At 53.5% G+C, this 22,919-nt stretch carries 24 protein-coding genes; 18 read left to right on the top strand and 6 right to left on the bottom strand.

Annotated features, from left to right (window positions below):
• Window positions 1–10 precede the first annotated feature (10 nt).
• Both ACYVRB_RS11120 and ACYVRB_RS11115 read left to right on the top strand, forming a co-directional pair.
• Window positions 11–949, top strand: coding sequence for a sugar phosphate isomerase/epimerase family protein (locus ACYVRB_RS11120; protein ID WP_461215424.1), 939 nt, complete (start codon window positions 11–13; stop codon window positions 947–949).
• 211 nt (window positions 950–1,160) lie between these two features.
• On the top strand, window positions 1,161–1,604 hold the full coding sequence (locus tag ACYVRB_RS11115; protein ID WP_461215423.1) for a PTS sugar transporter subunit IIA: 444 nt from the start codon (window positions 1,161–1,163) through the stop codon (window positions 1,602–1,604).
• Window positions 1,605–1,641: 37 nt separating this feature from the next.
• Here ACYVRB_RS11115 and ACYVRB_RS11110 read toward each other — a convergent pair whose 3' ends face one another.
• Complete coding sequence (locus ACYVRB_RS11110; RefSeq protein ID WP_461215422.1) at window positions 1,642–2,184, bottom strand: PadR family transcriptional regulator; 543 nt, start codon at window positions 2,182–2,184, stop codon at window positions 1,642–1,644.
• Between the two features lie 89 nt (window positions 2,185–2,273).
• On the opposite strand from ACYVRB_RS11110, the gene ACYVRB_RS11105 reads away from it, so the two are divergent.
• The 10 genes from ACYVRB_RS11105 to ACYVRB_RS11060 all read left to right on the top strand — a co-directional run bounded on the left by ACYVRB_RS11105 (window position 2,274) and on the right by ACYVRB_RS11060 (window position 11,681).
• Window positions 2,274–2,825 (top strand): phenolic acid decarboxylase, encoded by a 552-nt coding sequence (locus ACYVRB_RS11105; protein WP_461215421.1) that lies wholly within the window; start codon window positions 2,274–2,276, stop codon window positions 2,823–2,825.
• A 165-nt stretch (window positions 2,826–2,990) separates the two neighbouring features.
• Window positions 2,991–3,686: a response regulator transcription factor gene (locus ACYVRB_RS11100; protein ID WP_461215420.1), complete on the top strand. Its 696-nt coding sequence runs from the start codon at window positions 2,991–2,993 to the stop codon at window positions 3,684–3,686.
• On the top strand, window positions 3,676–5,058 hold the full coding sequence (locus ACYVRB_RS11095; RefSeq protein WP_461215419.1) for a sensor histidine kinase: 1,383 nt from the start codon (window positions 3,676–3,678) through the stop codon (window positions 5,056–5,058). Before ACYVRB_RS11100 ends, ACYVRB_RS11095 begins: the two co-directional genes overlap by 11 nt.
• A 178-nt stretch (window positions 5,059–5,236) precedes the next feature.
• Window positions 5,237–5,932, top strand: a complete 696-nt coding sequence (locus tag ACYVRB_RS11090; protein ID WP_461215418.1) for a glycosyltransferase family protein — start codon at window positions 5,237–5,239, stop codon at window positions 5,930–5,932.
• 11 nt (window positions 5,933–5,943) lie between these two features.
• Window positions 5,944–6,084 (top strand): teichoic acid D-Ala incorporation-associated protein DltX, encoded by a 141-nt coding sequence (locus ACYVRB_RS11085; RefSeq protein WP_461215417.1) that lies wholly within the window; start codon window positions 5,944–5,946, stop codon window positions 6,082–6,084.
• A 297-nt stretch (window positions 6,085–6,381) separates the two neighbouring features.
• Window positions 6,382–7,881 (top strand): D-alanine--poly(phosphoribitol) ligase subunit DltA, encoded by a 1,500-nt coding sequence (gene dltA, locus ACYVRB_RS11080; RefSeq protein WP_461215416.1) that lies wholly within the window; start codon window positions 6,382–6,384, stop codon window positions 7,879–7,881.
• The gene (dltB, locus tag ACYVRB_RS11075; RefSeq protein WP_461215415.1) at window positions 7,878–9,062 is read left to right on the top strand and encodes a D-alanyl-lipoteichoic acid biosynthesis protein DltB; all 1,185 of its coding nucleotides are present in this window, start codon (window positions 7,878–7,880) and stop codon (window positions 9,060–9,062) included. Before dltA ends, dltB begins: the two co-directional genes overlap by 4 nt.
• A gap of 30 nt (window positions 9,063–9,092) precedes the next feature.
• On the top strand, window positions 9,093–9,326 hold the full coding sequence (gene dltC / locus ACYVRB_RS11070) for a D-alanine--poly(phosphoribitol) ligase subunit DltC (RefSeq protein ID WP_461215414.1): 234 nt from the start codon (window positions 9,093–9,095) through the stop codon (window positions 9,324–9,326).
• A complete protein-coding gene (dltD, locus tag ACYVRB_RS11065; RefSeq protein WP_461215413.1) occupies window positions 9,323–10,570 on the top strand; it encodes a D-alanyl-lipoteichoic acid biosynthesis protein DltD in 1,248 nt (415 codons plus the stop codon). The genes dltC and dltD overlap by 4 nt, the downstream gene beginning before the upstream one ends.
• Window positions 10,557–11,681 (top strand): serine hydrolase domain-containing protein, encoded by a 1,125-nt coding sequence (locus tag ACYVRB_RS11060; RefSeq protein WP_461215412.1) that lies wholly within the window; start codon window positions 10,557–10,559, stop codon window positions 11,679–11,681. Before dltD ends, ACYVRB_RS11060 begins: the two co-directional genes overlap by 14 nt.
• Before the next feature lie 159 nt (window positions 11,682–11,840).
• Here the strand turns inward: ACYVRB_RS11060 and ACYVRB_RS11055 are convergent, their stop codons facing one another.
• Window positions 11,841–12,845, bottom strand: coding sequence for a GGDEF domain-containing protein (locus ACYVRB_RS11055; RefSeq protein WP_461215411.1), 1,005 nt, complete (start codon window positions 12,843–12,845; stop codon window positions 11,841–11,843).
• Between the two features lie 272 nt (window positions 12,846–13,117).
• On the opposite strand from ACYVRB_RS11055, the gene ACYVRB_RS11050 reads away from it, so the two are divergent.
• From ACYVRB_RS11050 to ACYVRB_RS11025, 6 genes are all read left to right on the top strand, one after another.
• Window positions 13,118–13,642 carry a ClbS/DfsB family four-helix bundle protein gene (locus ACYVRB_RS11050; RefSeq protein WP_461215410.1) on the top strand — a complete coding sequence of 175 codons (525 nt, stop codon included), beginning with the start codon at window positions 13,118–13,120 and terminating at the stop codon, window positions 13,640–13,642.
• A 127-nt stretch (window positions 13,643–13,769) separates the two neighbouring features.
• Window positions 13,770–14,207: a DUF805 domain-containing protein gene (locus ACYVRB_RS11045; RefSeq protein WP_461215409.1), complete on the top strand. Its 438-nt coding sequence runs from the start codon at window positions 13,770–13,772 to the stop codon at window positions 14,205–14,207.
• 61 nt (window positions 14,208–14,268) lie between these two features.
• A complete protein-coding gene (locus ACYVRB_RS11040) occupies window positions 14,269–14,880 on the top strand; it encodes a DUF805 domain-containing protein (protein WP_461215408.1) in 612 nt (203 codons plus the stop codon).
• A gap of 112 nt (window positions 14,881–14,992) precedes the next feature.
• On the top strand, window positions 14,993–15,775 hold the full coding sequence (locus ACYVRB_RS11035) for a zinc-ribbon domain-containing protein (RefSeq protein ID WP_461215407.1): 783 nt from the start codon (window positions 14,993–14,995) through the stop codon (window positions 15,773–15,775).
• A 188-nt stretch (window positions 15,776–15,963) separates the two neighbouring features.
• Window positions 15,964–16,755, top strand: coding sequence for a zinc-ribbon domain-containing protein (locus tag ACYVRB_RS11030; protein WP_461215406.1), 792 nt, complete (start codon window positions 15,964–15,966; stop codon window positions 16,753–16,755).
• Window positions 16,756–16,966: 211 nt separating this feature from the next.
• Window positions 16,967–17,845, top strand: a complete 879-nt coding sequence (locus ACYVRB_RS11025) for a diacylglycerol/lipid kinase family protein (RefSeq protein WP_461215405.1) — start codon at window positions 16,967–16,969, stop codon at window positions 17,843–17,845.
• Window positions 17,846–17,891: 46 nt separating this feature from the next.
• Here the strand turns inward: ACYVRB_RS11025 and argH are convergent, their stop codons facing one another.
• From argH to ACYVRB_RS11005, 4 genes are all read right to left on the bottom strand, one after another.
• The gene (gene argH, locus ACYVRB_RS11020; protein WP_461215404.1) at window positions 17,892–19,280 is read right to left on the bottom strand and encodes an argininosuccinate lyase; all 1,389 of its coding nucleotides are present in this window, start codon (window positions 19,278–19,280) and stop codon (window positions 17,892–17,894) included.
• Window positions 19,273–20,499: an argininosuccinate synthase gene (locus tag ACYVRB_RS11015; RefSeq protein ID WP_461215403.1), complete on the bottom strand. Its 1,227-nt coding sequence runs from the start codon at window positions 20,497–20,499 to the stop codon at window positions 19,273–19,275. The genes argH and ACYVRB_RS11015 overlap by 8 nt, the downstream gene beginning before the upstream one ends.
• 67 nt (window positions 20,500–20,566) lie before the next feature.
• Entirely contained in the window at window positions 20,567–22,009 is a 1,443-nt protein-coding gene (locus ACYVRB_RS11010) for an ABC transporter substrate-binding protein/permease (RefSeq protein ID WP_461215402.1), read from the bottom strand.
• An 87-nt stretch (window positions 22,010–22,096) separates the two neighbouring features.
• Complete coding sequence (locus ACYVRB_RS11005; RefSeq protein WP_461215401.1) at window positions 22,097–22,768, bottom strand: alpha/beta fold hydrolase; 672 nt, start codon at window positions 22,766–22,768, stop codon at window positions 22,097–22,099.
• Window positions 22,769–22,919: the final 151 nt, after the last annotated feature.

The following is a 22,919-nucleotide window of genomic DNA, read 5'->3' as shown; positions in this document are numbered from 1 at the left end:
AGAGATTATCATGAAATTTGGTTTTTTAACTGGTTGTTTACAGGATATGACGCTTGAAGAAAAGATGGCTTATGCCCATTCTGTCGGCTTCACGAGCTTGGATGTTTCTTGCTGGCCTAAGGACAACAGTCGTGACTTTTCCGGCAGTGATATCGATGTCGAGAACCTGACTGATGACGAGGTCGCTAAGATCAAAGCAGACGAGAAGAAGTATGACATCGAATTCTCCAGCCTGGCTTACTACGACAACATGTTGCATCCGGATCAAGCCGTGCGTGCCAAGTATGCCGCTCACTTGAAGGCGGTCATCACCGCCGCTGGGCGCTTAGGCGTGCCGTTAGTCGGTTGCTTCATCGGCAAAGACCAGACCAAGTCGTTAGAAGAAAACTTCGACGAGTTTGAAACCATCTTCACTGATTTCGTTGCCTTCGCAGAAAAGAATAACGTCAAGTTGATGATCGAAAACTGCCCAATGCCAGGTTGGCAAGAAGACGGCCTGCCAGGCACGATCAGTTATTCGCCTGAGTTGTGGGATGAAATGTTCAAACGCGTCCCAAGCAAGTCCTTCGGGTTGAACTTCGACCCTTCTCATCTCCGTTGGTTGCATATCGATTATTTGCAGGCAATGCGGGATTATAAGGATCGGATCTTCCACATCGACGCCAAGGATGTCATCGTCGACGACAAGGCGTTTGCATACTATGGTATCTTCGGGAAGAAGCTCAATCGCACCCACGAAGAAGACCTCGGCTTCTGGACGCCGGTCATTCCAGGGCTGGGCGACATCAACTGGAGTCAGTTCTACAACGTGATGAAAGAGATCGGCTTTGATTCCTGGTTCAGCATCGAGCACGAAGACCGGCGCTTTGCGGTCAACAACACCGAAGTTAAAAAAGGCCTGCAGTACGCGTACAACCACCTGAACCCGATCATCCACGAATTCAAGTAAACTGCCACCATCCCAAAAGCCCAGCGCCTCTTCAACAAGAGAGGCACTGGGCTTTTGCGCCATTAACACACACGTTGCGCACAAATTAGGCATGTTTATCTGAGAAACTAACAACATGAGACTTGACCTGTAACGCGTTACAGAGATTATTCTAAACCTAGAGCAAAGCTGGGTAGCGGCCCAGTCAAAGACAACCAAAGGAGGCTAGCTCATGATTATTGCAGATCATTCACCAGTATATCCGCGCGTGAAGCTTGCGCGCTATGACAAACTCAATGCGTTGAACCAAGCCGCGCAGTTCCTGCATGCCGACGCTGGCCTCGACTTGCAGCAGGCACGATCCAGTCTTTTGGCCAGCGCGGCAGCAGACAGTCGGGTCATCGGCGAGCGGGTGGCGTTCGTCCATGCGACCGACCCTGACTGCACGCAAACCACTGTCATGGTGCTGACGCTGCGGCGGCCGATCATGTGGCAAGTTGCGCACGCGCCGATCGACTACCTGGTGGTCGCGCGGGTGCCGCAACTGACCGATACGCAAACGATCGCAGGCTTGCGGGCCAAGGCGCAACAAGCGGTGGCGGCCAACGCGGCATGGTTCGATCAGTGGTTGGACGATCCGGTCGCGTTGGGATTGTTTGCCGATGATATCGTTTGATCTAAGATCGTTTTCCCACTGTGGAAGGCGATTTTTTTTAACGGTCGACTTCTTTCAAGGCCGCCTGGAGCCACTGGCAATATTCGTCTTCGCGGCGTACCGCATGGTCGAGGATGAGGTAGTGGCCGAAGTTGGCGGGGTCAGCGCCGTCGGGGAACTTGGTGGCCAGCTGATGTTGCAGGTGGGTCCGCTTGGCCTCGTGAAAATCACACTGGGCCTGCAGCATCGGGCGCAGTCTGGGATCAGTGATGTCTTGGATAAAATACAGCTTCACCGCAAACTCGTCTTTGCCGCTGGTGGTGGGCACGGTGGCCTCTGAAAGCCATGTGTTCAAAATATCGCGGCCGGCATCTGTTAGCGAATAGCGCTTGCGCTCGAGGCGCTCGCCAGAGACTTCTTCGACATGGGCGATGCTGCCGGCGGTTTCTAATTTGCGCAGCTGCGGGTAGATCTGCGAGTGTTGTGCCGACCAGAATTCGCCGATGTCAGAATCGAAGGCCTTGGTCAGCTCGTAGCCGGTTAGTGGGGCTTGTTGTAAGAGTCCCAAGATAATGAATTGTAAAACGTTGCGTTGGGCCATAATTTTCTCCTTGACGTGTTGATGGTCTCAGTATATCATAATCACAACATGTTAATAAATACATGTATATAAAATCATGGAGGCCCAACATGGCTAACTTAAATCATTTAGACAAACATTTTGAAACGTTCGACGATTTTCTCGGCACCCACTTCATCTATACTTACGATAACGGCTGGGAATACGAATGGTATTGCCAAAACGACCACACCGTCAGCTACCGGATCCACGGCGGCATGGTGGCTGGGCGCTGGGTGACCGGCCAAGAAGCCGACATCCACATGCTCGTGCCTGGCGTCTACAAGGTGGCTTGGACCGAACCGACCGGTACCGACGTTGCGCTGGACTTTGTGCCTAACGAACATAAGCTCAACGGCACCATCTTCTTCCCAAAGTGGGTCCAAGACCATCCAGAAATCACGGTTTGCTACCAAAACGATCATCTCGATTTGATGCGCGAATCCCGTGAAAAATATGAAACTTACCCGAAGCTGGTCGTCCCAGAATTCGCCCACATCACCTACATCGGGGATGCCGGCCAAGACAATGACCAGGTCATCGCTAAGGAACCATACGTTGGCATGACAGACGACATCCGTGCCGGGAAGTTCTACGACGAAAACTACAAGATGATCAAATAAGTCATATTCTCCAATAAACGCATCTCTGGCCACGATTTGATGACTGAATCGTGGCCAGGGGTGTTTTTGTATCCCCGCCTTTTTCGATTAGTTTAAGGTGACAGTAATGTTAGCTCACACGTTCTGTGCTTGTGGTACGCTGTACAAAGCAAAGGGTGGGTATACATGGGACAAAATATCTTATTAGTTGAAGACGAAGAGAGCCTGACGACGTTTTTGTCGTCAGAGTTGAAGTTTGAAGGCTATCACGTCATCGTCGCTGCAGACGGCTTGGCCGCGTGGCAATATTATCAAACGCATGGCACGGAGTTGGCACTGGTGATTCTCGATTGGATGCTGCCGAAGCTCGATGGCTTGGAGGTCTTGCGCCGGATCCGCAAGAACGACGACCTGCCTGTCATCATGATGACAGCGCGCGATTATGTCGGCGACAAGGTCGCAGGGCTGGACAACGGGGCTGACGATTATATCACCAAGCCTTTTGACATCGAAGAGTTGCTGGCGCGGGTGCGTGTCTGCATTCGCCGGCGCAAGCAGACGCAGCACGCGACGTATACCGTCGGGGACTTAACGCTAGATACCAAGGCCCGGACGGTGCGACGAGGGCAGGTGGTGGCCGCGTTGACCCCGCGGGAATACGACTTGTTGTTGGTGTTGATGCAACATGCCGCGGAGCCGCTGTCGCGAGATGAACTGCTCGACAAAGTGTGGGGCAAAGACTTCGAAGGCCAGATCAACATCGTCGACGTCTATATTCGCTACCTGCGCAACAAGCTAGACTTGCCCGACACGAAGCCGCTGATCCACACGGTGCGTGGTGTTGGGTACGTGCTGGCGGAAGACTGGTGCCATGCGTCCTAAACGTAGCGAGGAGTCCAGCGCGACACAGATTTCACGCGCTTATGCCTGGTTGTTGACGGTCGTCATGCTGGTGACTGGATTAGCGACGATTTCTGTGGTGGGCGGCTACTTGGTCAACAACAAGCGCCAAGACGCGGATCAGCTGATGACGACGCTGCACAAGTCGTTTGCCAACAACAAACCGGACTGGGATTATTGGCGGAGTACGGCCAACATCAACATGCACACGACGTTCGTGCGGGTGACGGTCCAGCCGCACGATAAGCCTAAGCGCCAGTATTATACGCGCCACACCAAGGACTTCCTCCAAGATAATTGGAAGACCTGGCCGCTGTTGGAACATATTCAGTATCAAGATGACCAAGGTATCTACTACCACCGTGTGCAACGCAAAAAAGTGGGCGAGTCTGAGGTCACATACGAGTTGTGGCTGAGTCTGAACAATGTCATCGGGTTGTTCGAGCTGATTTTAACGGTCATTGTCGGGATCAGTCTCGGTGGGTTGGTACTGGGCATCAGCTTGATCCACGTCTTGGCCCGACGGCTGAATCAGCCGCTGGTCGATTTGACCGATGCGGCGACAAGCATCATCGAGGCCAAAGACGTGACCTATCACGAAACCCTGCCGGTACCGGCGGGGCCGCAGGAAGTACACAAACTCGGGACGGAATTCAACCGCCTGTTGCAGTCGCTGAACCGGCAGGTAATTCGCGACCACCAGTTTGTTTCTGATGCCTCTCATGAACTGCGCACGCCACTTGCCGCAATTCGCGGGCATGTCGGGTTGATTCGCCGGCACGCTACAACGCATCCCGAGATCGTGCCGGATTCGTTGGCGACGATCGAATCCTCAGCGTTATCGATGCAAAAGTTGATCGAGCGTTTGTTGGCGCTGTCGCGGATGGATCACGCGCACTTGGCTGGCAACTGGTTTGACGTCAGCAAGCTTCTCAAAGCGGTCGCGGCGACTTATCCTAAGCCTGACGACGTGACGATCACTGTCGTGGCCCCGGCGGAGTTGCTGGCTTATGCCAACCGTGATAGCGTCGAGCAGGTGGTGGTTTCGTTGTTGAACAACGCCGTGAAGTATGCTGGGGCCGGCACGATCACATTGCGCGCCACACGTCTTGGTACGCAGGTGTTGCTTGCGGTCGAAGATCTGGGGAGTGGCGTGCCAGATGCAGATAAGCCCAAGATTTTTGACCGCTTCTACCGTGTCGATGATTCCCGAGAGAAAAAAATCGGTGGTACCGGCCTGGGCTTAGCCATCGCCCAGCGTCTGGTCGATCTTAACCATGGCGAATTGACCGTTAGCGACAATCACCCGCACGGCGCGGTGTTTACGATCGCGCTGGCGGGGAACAATAGATAAAGACAAGGCCTGCAACAATCCGAACGGGGTTGTTGTAGGCCTTTTTTGTCCTAATCTTGGCGGTTTTCTGAGAATTTCTCAGTTTCCTTTTAGAAAGCGTAGAGTGCGCCGTGGTGCGAAGACTCGTAGTATTAAGCGCGTAGCATCATGTGCGTCGTGATTGACAGAAGGGAGTGCCATGGAGATTGCGATCTTATTGCCGTGTTATCAGCCACCAACGCTTGCGACGACGCTTGCCGCCATCGAGGCCCAACTGAACGATTGTCGCCAATTATGGCCGCAAATCCAAGTGGCGGTGTGGTTGATCAACGACGGCGCGTCGCCGCAGGTTGCCGAGCAGATAGCAAAGACCAAAGCTCAACTACCGGATCACCGTTGTCTGACGCTGTCGCGGCACTTCGGTTACACAGCGGCGGTGCAGGCGGGCCTGGCGACGATTGCGGCGCCGGCGTATCTGGTGATTGACCCGCAGCTACCGGAGATGGTCGGCTGTATTCCGGCGCTGATCGATGCGTTGGTGGTCGGCGGTTATGACATCGTTGGTTTTTCCCATCGCCACCGGCTGATTTTTCATGACTGTGCGTTCACGGCAGTGGCCAAAAGGGCGTTGTTGCAAAATGCCGCCCAAGGTGAGTTCTCTCTGGCACAGCTGGCCGTGATCGGGTTTAAGCAAAAGCAGTTGCGCTGGCACGGCCCGCAACCACCAAGCAATCGGCAGCCATTAATTTTTGCTTTGGCGGTCATTGCGGTATTGATCTTGTTGAGCTTGTGGCCTAAGACGTCATTGTTGCTCAACATCGGCCTGCTTGCGGTCATTATCTGGCAATGGTATCCGCGTCAACACATACGCTATGTTGTCGCCAAAAGTGATTAAGGAGCGTGAACATGTTCAAGCAACTCAGTAACCATCCGGTGCTCGATTTCATCCTGCGCACAATTTTTTACGCTGTCATTATTCTACTGTTAGTTTATCTCTACAGTTACCGAGGCGTCGGCAGCGCCCACTTTATTTATAACGAATTCTAACCCAGAGCGGAGCTGAGCGGTTTTAGCAGGTCGGGTAGCCTAGCTATCACACTTGGGGCGGTTCTGGCCCCGAGTGTGATGGCGTAGCTAGCGCACCTGCGTTGCTCAGCGCAGCTCGACGAAACCCAGAGCGAAGTGGCGCGCATTTAGCGGGGCGGTTTTGGCCCCGAGTGTGATGGCGTAGCTAGCTGTACCCGCATTGCGCCACGTAGCTCGACGGAGAAACCCAAACTCAAGTACCCCATTCGCAATCATAAATCATAGCATCCAATCATTTCACCGAAACAGGAGGCAGTCATGTTAACCAACATTATCGAAAGTATCGACGCCGTGGCAGAGGCTGAACCTGAGCGCCAGGCGTATCACATCAACGACCAACATTATAGCTATGGCCAGCTGCGTGAAGCCTCTGACAACTTGGCCGCGGCGATCGGCAAGCAACATCTGAGTGCTCATGTCCCAATCATGGTGTATTGCGATCAAGGCTTTACTACCATCGTGAGCTTTTTGGCTTGCGTGAAGGCGGGGCATCCTTATATTCCGGTGGATACGCATTCCCCGCAGACACGCTTGACGATGATCGAATCGATCGCCAAGCCCGGGCTGGTGCTCGCGGTGGCAGACCTACCGCTGAGCTTACATACCCCGACGCTGGACGCCGACGCGCTACATCTGGCGATGATTACGCCCCAAGCGATCCCGCTGAATCCGGTGAGCGGTGATGAGATCTTTTATATCATCTTCACCTCAGGCACCACCGGCCGACCAAAAGGCGTGCAGATCAGCCACAAGAACTTGCTGAGCTTTGTCAATTGGATGCAAAGCTTCGACTTGCCGGCATATCCGCGGATGTTATCACAGGCACCGTATTCGTTCGACCTGTCGGTAATGGATCTATACCCAACGTTGGTCAGCGGCGGTGAGGTCCAAGTCTTACCGGCTGACGTCACGGCTAACCTTAAAACCATGTTTGCGGTGTTGCCAACATTATCCTTGCAAGTCTGGGTCTCGACGCCGGCGTTTGTCAGCATCTGCCTGCTCGACGGGAACTTCGACGCCGCGCATTACCCGACACTCACCCAGTTTTTCTTCTGCGGTGAAGAGCTGACCCATGATCTGGCAGCCAAGTTGCTGGCGCGTTTTCCCAAAGCGGCGATCTACAACACTTACGGCCCGACAGAAGCCACCGTTGCGGTAACGGCTGTCCAGGTCACCCAAGAGCTGCTGGCGCGGTACGCGCGCCTGCCGATCGGGCTGGCCAAGCCGGATACCACGATCAGCTTAAAATCAGGTAGCCAGCGCCAAGACGGCGACGTGGTCGTCGGTGAGTTGATGATCCAAGGCCCCAGCGTGTCGTGTGGGTATTTGAATAATCCGGAAAAAACGGCGGCGGCTTTTTCAGCCGCAGGGTATGCTACAGGTGACCTAGGCTATATCGATGACGCGGGGATGATCTTCTACCGCGGCCGGAGTGATTTTCAAATCAAGCTCAACGGCTATCGCATCGAGCTGGAAGAAGTCAACCACTACCTCAATGCGGAGCCGCTGATCGCCCAAGGCGTCGCGGTGCCTAAATACAACCGCAACCATCAGGTCAGCCAGCTGCTCGCTTACGTCGTTCCGGCGACTAACGAGTTTGCAGACGAGCTAAGCCTGACCAAGGCGTTGCGCCAGCGACTGCAGGAATCGATGATGTCATACATGATCCCGCAACGTTTCGTCTATCGTGACAGCCTGCCGCTGACCGCCAACGGCAAGGTCGCGGTGCGCAATTTGATTGAGGCGGCGAATGCATGATCAACCTTCAGCCTTATGCAGACCCGCAATACTTCGTCTACTTACTCATCGCATTGATCCCGTTGGCCATCGGGTTGTGGTACGGCCGACGGTTTCGCACTTATGAAACCATCGTCAGCCTCGCGTTCATCGTGTTGATGTTCACCGGTGCCAAGTGGCATCAAGGCGTGGCGCTGATTGGTTACGTAATCGTCGAGTTGCTCTTGATCTTCGGCTATGCGTGGTACCGGCGCAAGGCCAACCAGACCTCGGTCTTTGTCATCGCCGTGTTGGCGACGATCTTGCCGCTGGTCGTGGTTAAAATGACGCCGGTGTTTTCTACCCAGCCATCGCTACTCGGGTTCTTGGGGATCAGCTACCTGACCTTCCGGGTCGTGCAGATCGTCATGGAACTGCGTGACGGGACGATCAAAGCCTTGTCACTGCCACTAGTGGTTCGGTTCATTTGCTTCATGCCGACGCTGTCTAGCGGCCCCATCGATCGCTACCGGCGCTTTGTGAAGGACTATCAACAAGTTCCTGACCAGGCGGCCTATGCCGACATGCTCAGCCGCGCGGTCCGGTATTTATTCCTTGGTTTCTTGTACAAATACATCCTGGGCTACGTTTTTGGCACGATTTGGCTACCGCAGATCGCCCATGTGGCTATCCGTCTCGGTGGTGTTTCATGGCCACTGGTGGCGTACATGTATGATTACAGTATGTATCTGTTCTTTGATTTTGCCGGGTATTCGCTGTTTGCTGTGGCAATCAGCTTGATCATGGGCATCGAGACCCCGATGAACTTCAATCGCCCGTTTGCTTCACCAAACATCAAGGAATTCTGGAATCGCTGGCACATGAGTCTGAGTTTTTGGTTCCGCGACTTCGTCTTCATGCGCACGACGTTTTTCATTATGAAGCACAAGCTGATCAAAAATCGCATCCGCGTTAGCCAGGTGGCTTACCTGATCAACTTCTTGGTTATGGGTTTTTGGCACGGCGTGACGTGGTATTACATCGTTTATGGCCTGTTCCACGCCTGTGCGATCATCATCAACGACATCTGGTTGCGCTATAAGAAGAAGCACCGCAAGCAGATTCCGCACAACCGTTTCACCCAAGCGCTGGCGATATTCATCACCTTCAACGTCGTCTGCTTCAGCTTCTTGATTTTCTCAGGCTTTTTGAACCAGCTGTGAAGTCACTGACAATTATAAAGGAGAACTATTATGGACACGAAAGCAACCGTTTTAGACATTTTAACTGACCTGACTGGTGAGGATCTCAGCAGCAGTTTGGATACGGATCTTTTTGCCACGGCGATGCTGGATTCGATGGACACCGTCCAGTTGTTGTTGGAGCTGCAAGACCAGTTGGGGATCTCGGTGCCGGTATCGGAATTTGATCGTAGTGAGTGGAACACGCCGGCCAAGATTATCGCGAAAGCGACGGCTGCGCAGTGAAACGCCGCTTATTGATGATCTTTGGCCCGGTCGTGCTCGCCGCGTTGTTGGTGGCGGCGCTGTTATCGATACCGCTGCCGCACAGCCGCTTCAGCAAAGCGACGGTGCAAGAAGGCGCCGTGTCCATGGCGCCTAACGTCTTGCTGGGTCAAAGCATCAAACAACAAGCCTTCGCTGGTAATTACGTGCCGTTTATGGGGAGCTCTGAGCTTTCTCGCATGGACGCTTTCCACCCGTCTGTGCTGGCGGCAAAGTATCATCGTGATTATCGCCCGTTTCTGCTTGGTGCGCCAGGGACGCAATCACTGACGCAATATCTGGATGACCAATCGTTCATCCGCCAGTATCGTGGGCGCAAACTGGTCTTTATTATTTCCCCACAATGGTTCACTCCGGCCGGGGACAACCGTAACGCCTTCGATTACTTCTATTCTCCGCAACAGGCCATCATCTTTTTGTATCACGCCAAGCCGCAGCGGGTGGCCGATCGCTACGCCGCCAAGCGCATGCTCCAGCTCGCACCGACCAAACCGTTTTCAGACGTCCATCAAGGGCTGCTCGACATCGCCGCCGGTCAGCCTTTGGGGCACGGGTTGCGCACTCGTCTGCGCTGGCAACAGACATTGTTGCACAACGAAGATGTGCTGTTCTCGCGCTTTTCGGTGCGTCATCGCTATCGTCGTATCCAAGCCGGGGAGCGCTTATTGCCGCAACACGCCACGAATCAACAGCTTGATACCTTGGCAGCAAGTGTTGGCAAAAAAGCCACGACTAACAACGATCTTGGCATCGACAATCACTTCTTCAAACAACGCTTGGGTGGCAACAAGCTGGCCAAGATGCGCGGCAAGCAGGCCAACTTCGATTACCGGCGCTCACCAGAGTACAACGACTTTGAGTTATTGTTGATGCAGTTTGCCCAAAACCACATCCAAGTTCAGTTCATCATTCCCCCGATCAATCAAAAATGGGCGCATTACACCGGTTTGCGTGAACCGATGGTTGCCCAGACCACCGCGAAGCTACGACAACAGCTCAAATCCCAGGGCTTCACCCATGTGCTGGATTTGAGTCGTGCCGGCAGTCGGCCATACTTCATGGAAGACACGATCCATCTTGGTTGGCGCGGCTGGGTCGCCGTCGACCGCACGGTGAACCCATTTTTGACGCAACCTCAGGCGGCTCCGCATTACCACATTAATCCTTATTATCTCCACAAGGCGTGGGCGAATGCGCCGCAGTAAGCACCGAGCGCCGCGTCGGGGATACGGATGGCTGATCGGGGCCATCATCATCATCGGCTTAGTAGTAGGGGTTGCCGGCCGCTATGTCTTGAAGAAAAAAGCTGCCGCGCAGCCAACTACTACGCAGGTACAACATCCGCTAGTCGCCGCCAAGGCCGAGCAAGCCTTATTGGCAGACCTGCCACCGGACCAGTTCAGCGGAGTCGCCGCCATTTATCACGACGGTAAGCGCATCGCCACGCTGACGCGAGGCCAAGCGGATCGCCGGCATCACGTAAAAAACACAATGACGACGATGTTTGAAATCGATTCCGTGCAAAAGGCCCTGACGGCAGGGCTCGTGATGCGTGAAGTTAACGCTGGTAAACTCAGCTTGAACACGGCGCTCAGTCGTTACTATCCGCAGGTGCCAGGCGCCACTAAGATCACCTTGCGGCAGATGCTCGACATGACGTCGGGGCTGGTCTACCATGGGAATCTCTCGGGGCCTACTTACACCAACGACGCTGTGCGGATTCAGCAGTTGATCACACATCTCAGCTTCGATACTCGTGCATACAATCACGGGGGCTATCAACCTGCCAACTATATCTTACTGGCGGGGATCTTGGAACAAGTCACGCACAAGCGCTATCAGCAGTTATTTACGGCGACCTACATGAAACAGCTGAAGTTACAACATACGCGCTTTGCGTATGCCAACAATCATCAAAACATGGCCAGCGGTTATGGTTGGGGACCAAACGGCTTACGCGATGCGCCTCTGATCAAGACCTCAAACGCTGCCAAGCATCAGGAGTTGGGGACCGGTCAGATCTTCATGAACGTCGATGATTTATATCATGCGGAACACGCGTTATTGAATGGCCCATTGCTCTCGATTCAAGATAGTGCCTGGTTATTTGCCCCAGGATCCAACAGCACTTATGGTGGCGGGTTATACCAGATGCCCCAGTATCGCCTTTCCAACGGCTTTGGCTATGGCTACGAGTGCTTCTTACGGATCTCTCAAGACGGCCAAGACGCCGTCGTTGTGATGGCTAATGGTAGCACGCCTAAGTTGCAACTCAAAAACGATGCAGACAAACTCGCTCAGCAGTGGGTGCACTAAACCGAACAGGTGTGGCTGATCGATTGAGTGCTTCGCTGGTCAGAATTCTGGCTATGGAATCTACGATGCATGGCATCGAACGTTCATCTTCGTGAATTGGCAACAATGTCAACAAGGCCCCTTCAAAACCGTTACGGTTTTGAAGAGGCCTTGTTTGTACTAGCGAACGATTTGGCCACGGATGGTGGCGGCGTCGCGGCCGTGATTTTTGGAGGCATATAAGTAGGCATCAGCGCGGCGATAGAGATCTAGATAGTTCTTGTCGTCGCTGATCGCGCGGTCTTGGCCCAATGAAATGGTGATGTGTAACTCGGTATCGTCGAAATTGAAGGTCAAACGGTGGATCTCGCACCGGAGCTGTTGGGAAATCTCTGTGGCGCGCTGATAAGATTCGACGACGTCAAACAGCAAAATGCTGAACTCTTCGCCGCCGGTGCGGTAGATCTTGGCTTGGTACTCCAGGCCTTCGGTCAGCGTTTGCAGGCGGTTGGCGACGACGCGCAAGACTTCATTGCCGCAGAGATGCCCGAACTCATCGTTGATCTGTTTGAAGTGGTCGATGTCGAAAGTGTACAGCGAATACAGCTCGTTGTGATCTTGATAACGGTCAAAGGCGGCGTGGAGATCCTTGTCGAATTGCCCGAAGTTTGCCAACTGGGTCAAAGAATCGACCGAAGCGTTTTTACGTAATTTGGCTTCCCGTTGGGCCTGGGAGTTAAGATACCAATTCATGCCCCACAGTGTCATTTCCAAGACGATGAAGCCGATGATCTGAAATGGCCAGCCGACGTCGATCCCCTTCAATGACTGGTAGTTGATGATGAATGCCGGGGTCGCAAAGATCAGGCCAAACGGATAATACAAGTAGCGTCTGGCGGTGATGAAGCGGCTGAAATGATGCGCAAAGGCGATTAATGCCAGGCTGATGAGCCCAAGCACCAACCCGTCATAGGTGTTCATCCAGACGAACCAGGTGCCGGTGATCGCCATCATCGCCACAATCATGGCTTTGGCGCGGGCGGAAAGTACGGCATACAAAATCGTGGCGAGCTGGAAGTTAAGAAACGTCCAGCCGTAGCCGATACGATGGCCGGTGTTGGCGATGTTGAGCAGTGAATCCACATGGAAGAAAAGCAAGAAGAGATAGGTGAAGACGATGGCCAAGGCCACAGGATGGCGATGAAGAAGTGAACTTTTTTGCTTTGTTCGATACTGACATAAACGCGGATGAAACCGATCAGCATAATGAGATTGGTTAAAAACGTCACTAGGCGTAAACCGTAGACAACCATAGTGTGTCCCTTCGAAAGTTGAAATTGGTACTATCATAACATATAAGCAATGTTTTGATAGACGAAATTAACTTGTATTATCGCGACACCTGCCCCAAAATAGAGATGTAGGCAGAATTAGAAGAACTTGGAGGAGGAATCAGAATGATGCAGCCTCATACAAGACAGGATCTACTGATTGCTGCACGGACACGTTATGACAGGTTATGGACACTGATCAACGATTTGCCCGCCGACGACAAGACCAAAGAATTTCCATTCGAGGGACGCGATCGGAATTTACGTGACGTCTTAGTTCACTTGAGTGCGTGGCAACAGTTGTATTTACGTTGGAGCAAGACCAATCTTGCAGGTGAAAAACGCGTGCGCTTTTTGCCGCACGGCTACACTTGGGCGACTTGCGGCAAACTTAGCCGCAAGTTTCAAGCAGACAACCAAAACCTCAGCCTAAGCGATGCTGAGAAATGGTTCCGTAAGACCCATGCGGAGATGATCGCTCAATTTGAAGACTTGGAACAAGAGCAGCTTTTTGTTCCTAGCTTCTTCCCTTGGACGGGGACATCGACGCTGGGCGATTACGCCACGCTTTTCTCCGCGACCCGCTATCACTGGGCGGAAAAGGTGCTCCGGCACTATCTCCATACACTGCACCCAGCAGTTACCCAATGAGATAAAGTGGCAAAGACCTCCACGCCATGATTTATTCTTGAATCGTGGTGTGGGGGTCTTTGTGTGCCCGGACAAAAAAATTGTCATCTGTCGCTGACCACGAGATAATTTGGTTGGAGGTGGTGACATGATACGACACACGTGTGTCGGTTTTGTGCCAGCGCAACGAGATTTTTGGCGTGGGTATCTGGATTTCTATGGGCGCACCACACGGGCGGGCTATTGGTGGGTGCAGCTGGTTTTGGGTGTGGTGTTCTCGGTGGTCGGCGGGTGGCTTTGGCTGACTGCGAGCTGGCAGGCGCTACTGGTCGCCGGCGGGTTGTTGTTCGTGACCGACGAAGTATTGGGGATGGTCGCCCAACACGACAGCACGTTCATCTGGCAACACTGGTTGGTGGCCAAGGGGTCGCAGTTGTATCTCGGCTTGACGTTCGCCCATGGTGCCGCGATTATCCCAGCGGTGCTCAGCTTTGGTCTCGACTTCGTGTTGCTGGTCGTCACCTTGTTGCCGAGTGATGCTTTGGTCGACTGGCACGGTGCGTTTTTTTTCAGAAGGAACCAATAAGATAATTTGTTACCGCTTTCGGGAGAAATCTGGGATAATGAGCGTACAGGAGGTGGTAAGGATGATTGACGAACAAATGGGTCACGTTAGCTTCGGCCGGGCACTGAAGGATTATCTGCGCGGCTACGTTGATTTCCGTGGGCGTTCCACGCGTGCGGGCTACTGGTGGGTGCAGCTGATTTTATTTTTGATTTGGCTGGCATTATTGATCTGGCTGACGGCGGTGATCATCATGAGCTTCACGGTTGGCATCGCGGGCAATGGGTTCACACGACTAGGGATCCCTGCGATCATCGCCGTGGTATTTTTTCTGGCGACAATCTTGCCGAGCCTGGCACTTAAGGTGCGGCGGTATCGCGACGCCGGTTTGCGCGGACGCGGCACCGCGGTGATTCTGATCTTGCAATACGCGATCGCCACGACTACCGGCATCGAGCAATATCAACAGATGTCATACGTGTTCGCACACATGGAACGGGCGGCGCAAACGGCGATGATGCCCAACGGCTTCAGCTTGTTTTTGAGTTTCACCTCGACTGCGTTGGGGTTGTTCCTGTTTGTGCTCACACTGTTGCCAAGCAACACGATGGTGACGTCCAGCAAGAACGGGTTTGTCCGCTTCTTTATCAGAGAAAAGGTAGTACCACCGGCAGACGCCGGCGACGTTGCCTGAATAGCTTGAGTAGTGCCACGCCAGAAAAAAATACGGCGCGGCACTTTTATGCGCTTACATTTACATGATATACTGATAAAAATATTAATGGGTGGTTATGAGGAGGAGAGAAATGAAATTTTGTGGCAATTGTGGGGCGGCGTTGGCACCAGGGGCGAAGTTTTGCACGCAATGTGGGGCGGCGGTGCCGGTGAGCGAACAGACGCCGGCAGCTGAACCGGTGTCGCTAGAGATGCCAAAGCCGCAACCGGCGCGCAGTGTTGCCGTACCGTTAGTCACGCAAGTGAAAGGCATGAATCGTAAGCGGTTATGGTTGATGATCGCAGGCGCAGTGGTTGTGGTGTTGGCTGGCTTTGGCTGGTGGTATACGCACCAGCTATTTAATCTGAGCAAGACTGCTTATCGGGTAAACACGGTGTATGCGCTGAAGGATATCGCTTCGGAAGACGTGAGTGGCACCACGGCCCAAAGCGCTAAAACGGAAGTTGTCTATCTGCAGTTTTCACCAGACGGCAGAGTTTACAGTTATACTTATGGCGACGATGGGTATGGTGACTATACCGGGTATTCGCAAGCAGGGCGTTACACCCTCAATAAAGGCGTCATGCACCTTACCTTCGACAAGGATGAATATTACGCGGATGCCGATACGGTTGCCGAGTTGCATTCGCCGAATCTAGACGAAGATAATGTCGACGATGAAGAAGTCGATGCGTCTGCGCGCGAGATTGAGATGACGGTGGATCACGAGCAGTTGACCAAACTAGCCATGTCGTTTGGCTCAGCGGAAGGGAGCGTTTCGCTAAAGACACCAGCACAGCCGACAAAGCAAAAGCTTGCCGCCATCAACCCGCAGGCGATCTATGAACGTTGGGTGCAGTTGGATAAAGACTAGCTGGTTTGCCACTGCTTAGTTGCAGTTAAGCAACGAGCGGACGTACGAAAGGTGCAGCCAGTTACTGATAAAGCCCGAACAACGTCAGAAGTGCCACTCCTGAAAAAATTGGAGTGGTGCTTTTATGTGTTTTCATTCACGTGATATACTGATGAAAATAATCCTAGGTGGTTATGAGGGGGAGAAAAATGAAATTTTGCATCCATTGTGGGGCGGCGTTGGCACCAGACGCTAAATTCTGTACGAAATGTGGCGCAGCGATGCCGATGAGCGAGCAGTCAGCGCCTGAACCGGCGTCTGCAGAGACCTCCGGGCCTCAACCGCGACTTAACGTTGCACCCGTAACGCCTGTGCCGCCGGTTCCGCGACTGCGAGAAATCAACCGCAAAAAGCTGGTGTTGCTTGTCACAAGCGCGGTCGTTATCTTGTTGGCCGGTTTCGGTTGGTGGTATACGCATCAGCCGTTCAATTTGAGTAAGACGGCTTTTCGCGAAAACACCATGTATGCAGTGAAGAATATTGCCTCTGACAAGATGACGAGTGCCACTGCGCTCACTGCCAGGAAGAAGATCGTCTACTTCCAATTATTGCCAACAGGAAGATTCTATATGTACTTGTACCGTGACGAAGGTGATGCGGCGTATAGAGGAGCCGTGGCGGCTGGAAGTTACACGATGGCCAAGGGACATATTCACGTCGTCTTGGAGAAGCACGAGTATGATGTTGTGACGAGTTCAGAGGAGAAGTTGTTCTCAACGAAGCCTGATGCTTCTGAGATTGAAAAAGATAAGTTAAGCAAAGATATTAGACACTTTGACATGACACTGAGCGGCAAGCAAATGATGGTGGTGAATTTTGGGCAGTCAGCAACGCCGACACCGAGTTTGTTGAACAGTCCAGCCGAGCCGACTAAAGGCGACTTGGCCGCAATTGATCCACAAGCTATCTATGAACGCTGGGTACGGATTTATCGAGACTAGCCGAGATTACGAATAAAATATGCCATGCGTGAACAAGCCAAAATTAGAGTTCACGAAATAACCACGATTATGACGGAGATGTACGAGCCATCAAGCAACGCATGGTGAAGACCGCCTGATACCTTAGCCACCTTTTCCCGGGTTCTATCGTGGGGTTCATGACGCTGGTGCCGCCTGCGGATGGTACACTGAATACAAAGGGGGCGCCGCGATGACACGATACACACTGATCTATAATCCACATGCCGGCAAAAATGGCGCCACCGCCGTTGCCAAGCACATGGCGACGTGGCTGATCGCGGCGGGCCATCAGGCAAACTTGGTACCCACAGCCAAGCCTGGCGATGCCACGGCGCAAGCTTTTGCTGCCCAGAGTGACGTCGTGGTGGCGATCGGCGGCGACGGGACGATCAATCAGGTAGCCGCCGGGCTGGTCAAGCGCGACGAGCCGCCGTTGCTGGGCATCATTCCCCAAGGCACCGTCAACAACCTCGCCAAGGTGTTGCACATTCCGCTGTCGCCGAATATGGCGCTAGAAGCGCTGTTGCACGGCCAACCGCGGCCGCTAGACGTCGGGTTGGTCAACGATCGGGCCATGATCTCGACGCTGAGCTTAGGAGTTTTGGCCAACGCTGCCGTGTCGGTTTCTCAAGAAGACAAGCAACGCATGGGGCCGCTGGTGTATCTGACACACGGCATGCACAGCCTTGCCAAAAAGCAGCACTGGCAGCTGCAGATCCAAGGCGCGGGCAAAACTTGGCAGAAAGACTCTTCGTTTTTGCTGGTGACGATGACCAATTCCGTCGGGGGCTTCCGCAACTTTGCCCCGCAAGCAAGCCCTGATGACGGCCTGTTTCACGTGTTCGTGGCCCCACGGTTGACCTGGCAGCGCACGTTGCTGATGGTGCCATATTTTCTCACCGGTAATTTCAGCAAGCTGCCGGGGATGACTTACCTGCAAGCCCCGAATCTGACCATCACCAGCACCGACGCTAAGCTCAAAAGCCGCATCGACGGCGACCCCAGCGTCCGCCTGCCGCTGCACCTGCGCATGGTTACCAACAAGGTACAGGTGTTGGTCAACCCATAACGCAAAAGGCACACCCTTCAAAATCGAAGGGTGTGCCTTTTTGATGCTAGTTGTCGTGGTCGGCCAAGATCTCCTTGGCACGGGCGACTTCTTTGTTGACATTGGTGACGGCAGTCCCACCGAGGCTGGTGCGGCGTTCAACCGCCGCTTCGCTGGTGAGTTCCGTGTAGACGTCTTCTTGGATCTGCGGTGCCGCGGCTTGGAGTTCAGCCAGCGGCATGTCTTGCAACGTGGTCTTGGTTTGGATGCCTTTGAGCACCAGCTCGCCGACGATCTCGTGAGCCTGGCGGAACGGCACCCCTTTGGCGGCGAGGTAATCCGCCAATTCGGTGGCGTTAGAGAAGTCGTTGAGCGTGGCGTCGTGCATCTTCTGCTTGTGCACGGTCAGCGATTCCAGCATGCCGGAGAAAATGTGGACCGAGCCCAGCACCGTATCGTAGGCGTCAAAAATCGGTTCCTTATCTTCTTGCATGTCCTTGTTGTAGGCCAGCGGCAAGGCCTTCATCGTGGTCAGCAGGCCCATCAAGTCGCCATAGACCCGCCCGGTTTTGCCGCGGGTGAGTTCTGCAAAGTCAGAGTTCTTCTTCTGCGGCATGATCGAGCTGCCGGTGGAGAAGGCGTCTGACATTTCGATGTAGTTGAACTCGTAGGTACACCACAAGATCAGTTCTTCAGCAAAGCGGGACAAATGCTGCATCAAGATCGCCGCGTTGCTCAAGAATTCAAGCGCGAAGTCGCGATCAGAAACGGCGTCGAGGCTGTTGTGATAGATATCATCGAAGTCGAGCTGATCGGCCACGAATTCCCGATCGATCGGGAAGGTGGTGCCGGCCAAGGCCGCAGCCCCCAGTGGCAGTTTGTCGGTGTGCTTTTGGTTGAACTCGAAGCGCTCATAGTCGCGTTGGAACATCTCGAAGTACGCCAGCAGATAGTGCCCGTAGGTGATCGGTTGGGCGTGTTGCAGATGCGTGTAGCCCGGCATGATCGTGCCGGCGTGTTCTTCGGCCTTTTCGACCAAGACGCTTTGCAGATCAGAGATGGCGTGCATCAACTCTGGTAGCCGGTGTTTCAACCACAGGTGCAAGTCGGTGGCGACTTGGTCATTACGGCTACGCGCCGTGTGGAGTTTGCCGGCGACCGGCCCGATCAGATCTGTCAGCATGCTTTCGAGGTTCAAATGGATGTCTTCGTTGGCGACGGTGAAGTGCAGCTCGCCGGCGTCGAGTTTGTGTTGCAACTGGTGCAAGCCATCGGTGATGGCATCTGCATCAGCTTGCGGAATGATGCCGGTTTTGCCCAGCATCGCCACATGCGCCAAGGAGCCTTCGAGGTCTTCATGCGCCATCTGTTGATCGAAGCTGATCGACGCGCCGAACTTATCGACCCATGCCGCCGCCTTTTGGGTGAAACGGCCGCCCCATAGCTTATCAGTCATTGGCAGTTTCCTTTGCCTGAGAGTGGACGTGGTTGACTTGTTCGTAAACTGTTGCTGGCAGGGTCCAGAGCTTGATGAAGCCGGCAGCTGCTTCTTGATCGAAGGAATCAGCAGAGGTGTAAGTTGCCAGGTTCTCGTCGTACAAGGAGTTCTCGGACTTCCGAGCGACAGCCGTGACGTTACCCTTGTAAAGCTTCATCTTAACGACACCGTTGACGTTCTTTTGGGTTTCGTCGACGAAGGCCATCAAGGCATCAAACAGTGGTGTGATCCACTTAGCTTCATAGATCATGTTGGTGATCTGTTGTTCAACCAATGGCTTGTAGTGGGCGATGTCGCGTTCCAAGGTGAGGTTTTCAAGTTCGTGGTGCGCGGTCATGATGACTGCGGCGCCAGGGGCTTCGTAGACTTCACGGGACTTGATGCCGACCATCCGGTTTTCGATCTTGTCGATCCGGCCGATGCCGTTGTCGCCGGCAACTTGGTTGAGGTTTTTGATCAAGGTTGCCAAAGGCATCGGGGTATCGTTGATAGCAACTGGCAGGCCTTTTTCAAAGGTCAAGTCGAGGAAGGTTGGTTCGTCAGGCGCTTCTTCAGGGCTGACGCTCATGCCCCAAGCATCGTCAGGCGCTTGGTTCCATGGGTTTTCGAGGATGCCGGCTTCGTTGGCCCGGCCCCAAAGGTTGCAGTCGATGGAGTAAGGGGACTTCTTGCCGATCGGCACCGGCACGTTGTGTTCCTTGGCGTAGTCGATTTCTTCTTCACGAGACCAGTGGAAGTCCCGGATCGGTGCTTCGATCTTCATGTCTGGATCCAAAGCGTGGATTGCTGCTTCAAAGCGGACTTGGTCGTTACCTTTACCCGTAGAACCATGGGCGATGGCGGTCGCACCATGTTCATGGGCAATCTTGATCAAGTGGTCGATGATCAAAGGCCGAGACAAGGCGGAAACCAGCGGATAGTCGCCTTCATACAACGCATTGCTCTTGATGACTGGGGCAACGTACTTGTCGGCGAATTCGTCTTGCGCGTCGATCGCGTAAGATTCAGCCGCACCAACTTCGAGGGCTTTCTTTTGGATGAAGTCCATGTCAGCGCCTGGTTGGCCGACGTTCAAGCATACGGCGATGATCTCGTCATAGCCTTTGTCCTTCAGCCAAGGGATGGCAACAGATGTGTCCAAACCACCGGAATAAGCCAACACGATTTTTTCAGTCATAATTAAGTTCCTCCTAGAAGTAGATATTTGCATGAATGCAATTGTTTAACAATAGTTGAATGTGAAGCTAGTTCATTCGCCGTTCCACAAGCCCTAATGCCCGTGTCAGGATGAAGGTCATTGCAAAGTAGATCAAGGCAACGACGAACATCGGGAAGAATGGCTGGAAGGACGCGCCTTGGACGGTGGACCCTTCAAACATCAGCTCGGAAGCACCGATAACAGAAAGCACGGAACTTTCCTTGATGTCGGTAACGAATTCGTTACCCAACGCCGGCCAGATGTTCTTGACCGCCTGTGGCAAGACCACATATTGGGTGGTTTGCTTGCTCGACAGCCCCAGCGAACGTGCGGCTTCGGTTTGCCCAACCGGTACAGAGTTCAAACCGGAACGGATGATCTCGGCGACATACGCCCCAGAGTTGATGCCCATGGCGATCGCGCCGGCTGCAAAAGCGGAAAGGCTTAAGCCTAAGACCTGCGTCCCGAAGAAGACGATGAAGGCTTGAACCATCAAAGGCGTGCCGCGAATGAACTCGACGTAGATAGCACCGATGGCCTTGAGGATCCAGACCTTGCTACGACGCATCAAGGCGAGCAGGGTCCCGATGACCGTCCCGGCGATAACCGTCAAGAAGGCGAAGAGCAAGGTGTTCAAAGCCCCTTTAACAAAGTAGTTACCGTATTTATGCCAGAACCCTTGAGATTGATTCTGCAAGGTGTAGGCCTGATCGAGGTATTTCTTCCAGAGGCCTTGTTTCTGCATCGAGTTGATCGACTTGTTGATCTGGTTGGTCAACGCTGTATCGTCTTTAGGTAAGGCGACGACAGTTGGTGAAGCCGAGGTGGCAAAATGCGGATCGACCATGATCAGGCTCTTGTTCTTTTGCACATAGGCCCCGGCGATGATGGAACTCATGACGCCGGCATCCAACTTGTTGTAAGAGACCTGGGCGACCACGTCGTTAGCTTTTTGCAGGCTGTGGATCTTCGCACCTGGCAGCTGTGCTTTGGCGATGGCTTCTTGGGTGGTTTGTTTCTGTGCCCCCACGGTTGCCCCGTCGAAATCAGCGACGTTTTTGTATTTGTTCTTGTCAGACTTGCGGATCACGACGATCTGCTTTTCATACATGTAAGGCTTGGAGAAGTTGACTTGCTTGGCACGCTCTGGGGTTTTGCTCATCCCAGAAATAACCATGTCAACCTTGCCTGTCTTCAGTCCCCCGATCAAGGCGTCAAAACCCATTTCCTTGATCTGCAATTTGACGCCCATGTCTTTGGCAATCTTGTGCGCCAAGGACACGTCGGCCCCGACGATCTTATCTTGGCCATCGACCGTCGCGTGGAATTCCAGCGGCGCGTAGTCGGCAGAAAGGCCTACGGTGATATAACCGCGGTCTTTGATTGCTTGCACGCGGCTGGTTGCCGCGTTTACTGGGTGTGCCGTGCCGGCGATGATGAACGCCAACCCGGCGATTAAGGCGATAGCCCACCGTTTAAAATTTCTCATTTCCCGCCAACTCCCTAAAACTGAATTTTTATTGAATATATACCCAATTCACAGAATATGCAAGCTTTTTGGGAAAATATACAAAAATTATTCAGTGCGGAACGGTTGCAGAAAGGCAGCGATGTAGTGATAAAACTGCGCATTGTCCTTAACGTAAGAGCTGTGGTCAGCGCCAGGCACGATCCGTAGAATGCTTGTTGGAATCCCGCTGGCGATCGCGATCGTCTCTTCTTTTTTGATCATGTCGTGTTCGCCGGCGATCACAAATGCCTGTGCCGAGATGCGATGCAGGGTCGCGGCGGTGATGTGTGGTTCATTCAACATTAATTCTAATTTAGGATCGGGACGGCGCCAATTATTGAAGCGTACCGCCACCCGCGCGGCCGGGTGGACGCCTTGAGGGGTGAGGTTGCCGCCGGCCAAGACGACTTTGTGGACTAAACTAGGGCGCTGGCTGGCGATCAGCATCGCAACGATCGCGCCGTCCGAGAAGCCAACGAGATTCATGGCGGTGATGTTGAGCTTATCGCAAAACGCCATCACGTCGTCTGCCATCAGCTGATAAGACAGCGGCAAGTCGTGCTGGCTTTGCCCGTGGTCGCGCGCGTCCAAGGCGTAGACGGTGTAGTCACGCGCTAACTTGGGAATCAAGTCAGCAAACAGCGTGTGGTCTTCACCGTTGCCGTGGAGTAGGATACAGGCCGGTCCCGTACCTGTTTGGGTGTAGAATAAGTTGATCTGATTTGCGTTGATTTCCATAGTTAATGCCCCCTGATAGGTAACCCTGGATTATTCATAGAATTTCAAAAAAGCAGCGCAATCCCATGATTCACACGGGACTGCGCTGCTTTGGTGTTTCACCCATTGGGTGCGCCTATATGCTAAGGTTGAGTCGACGAAAACCATCACG

The sequence above is a fragment of the Lacticaseibacillus boliensis genome (assembly GCF_054784775.1).
Note: the sequence above shows the minus strand (reverse complement) of the source record. Positions and strands in the feature narration are given on the sequence as shown.

What these genes read in the sequence shown, in the direction of transcription:
- ACYVRB_RS11120 (WP_461215424.1), top strand. Translation starts at nt 11, where the DNA reads ATGAAATTTGGTTTTTTAACTGGTTGTTTACAGGATATGACGCTTGAA.
- ACYVRB_RS11115 (WP_461215423.1), top strand. Translation starts at nt 1,161, where the DNA reads ATGATTATTGCAGATCATTCACCAGTATATCCGCGCGTGAAGCTTGCG.
- ACYVRB_RS11110 (WP_461215422.1), bottom strand. Translation starts at nt 2,184, where the DNA reads ATGGCCCAACGCAACGTTTTACAATTCATTATCTTGGGACTCTTACAA.
- ACYVRB_RS11105 (WP_461215421.1), top strand. Translation starts at nt 2,274, where the DNA reads ATGGCTAACTTAAATCATTTAGACAAACATTTTGAAACGTTCGACGAT.
- ACYVRB_RS11100 (WP_461215420.1), top strand. Translation starts at nt 2,991, where the DNA reads ATGGGACAAAATATCTTATTAGTTGAAGACGAAGAGAGCCTGACGACG.
- ACYVRB_RS11095 (WP_461215419.1), top strand. Translation starts at nt 3,676, where the DNA reads ATGCGTCCTAAACGTAGCGAGGAGTCCAGCGCGACACAGATTTCACGC.
- ACYVRB_RS11090 (WP_461215418.1), top strand. Translation starts at nt 5,237, where the DNA reads ATGGAGATTGCGATCTTATTGCCGTGTTATCAGCCACCAACGCTTGCG.
- ACYVRB_RS11085 (WP_461215417.1), top strand. Translation starts at nt 5,944, where the DNA reads ATGTTCAAGCAACTCAGTAACCATCCGGTGCTCGATTTCATCCTGCGC.
- dltA (WP_461215416.1), top strand. Translation starts at nt 6,382, where the DNA reads ATGTTAACCAACATTATCGAAAGTATCGACGCCGTGGCAGAGGCTGAA.
- dltB (WP_461215415.1), top strand. Translation starts at nt 7,878, where the DNA reads ATGATCAACCTTCAGCCTTATGCAGACCCGCAATACTTCGTCTACTTA.
- dltC (WP_461215414.1), top strand. Translation starts at nt 9,093, where the DNA reads ATGGACACGAAAGCAACCGTTTTAGACATTTTAACTGACCTGACTGGT.
- ACYVRB_RS11060 (WP_461215412.1), top strand. Translation starts at nt 10,557, where the DNA reads ATGCGCCGCAGTAAGCACCGAGCGCCGCGTCGGGGATACGGATGGCTG.
- ACYVRB_RS11050 (WP_461215410.1), top strand. Translation starts at nt 13,118, where the DNA reads ATGATGCAGCCTCATACAAGACAGGATCTACTGATTGCTGCACGGACA.
- ACYVRB_RS11045 (WP_461215409.1), top strand. Translation starts at nt 13,770, where the DNA reads ATGATACGACACACGTGTGTCGGTTTTGTGCCAGCGCAACGAGATTTT.
- ACYVRB_RS11040 (WP_461215408.1), top strand. Translation starts at nt 14,269, where the DNA reads ATGATTGACGAACAAATGGGTCACGTTAGCTTCGGCCGGGCACTGAAG.
- ACYVRB_RS11035 (WP_461215407.1), top strand. Translation starts at nt 14,993, where the DNA reads ATGAAATTTTGTGGCAATTGTGGGGCGGCGTTGGCACCAGGGGCGAAG.
- ACYVRB_RS11030 (WP_461215406.1), top strand. Translation starts at nt 15,964, where the DNA reads ATGAAATTTTGCATCCATTGTGGGGCGGCGTTGGCACCAGACGCTAAA.
- ACYVRB_RS11025 (WP_461215405.1), top strand. Translation starts at nt 16,967, where the DNA reads ATGACACGATACACACTGATCTATAATCCACATGCCGGCAAAAATGGC.
- argH (WP_461215404.1), bottom strand. Translation starts at nt 19,280, where the DNA reads ATGACTGATAAGCTATGGGGCGGCCGTTTCACCCAAAAGGCGGCGGCA.
- ACYVRB_RS11015 (WP_461215403.1), bottom strand. Translation starts at nt 20,499, where the DNA reads ATGACTGAAAAAATCGTGTTGGCTTATTCCGGTGGTTTGGACACATCT.
- ACYVRB_RS11010 (WP_461215402.1), bottom strand. Translation starts at nt 22,009, where the DNA reads ATGAGAAATTTTAAACGGTGGGCTATCGCCTTAATCGCCGGGTTGGCG.
- ACYVRB_RS11005 (WP_461215401.1), bottom strand. Translation starts at nt 22,768, where the DNA reads ATGGAAATCAACGCAAATCAGATCAACTTATTCTACACCCAAACAGGT.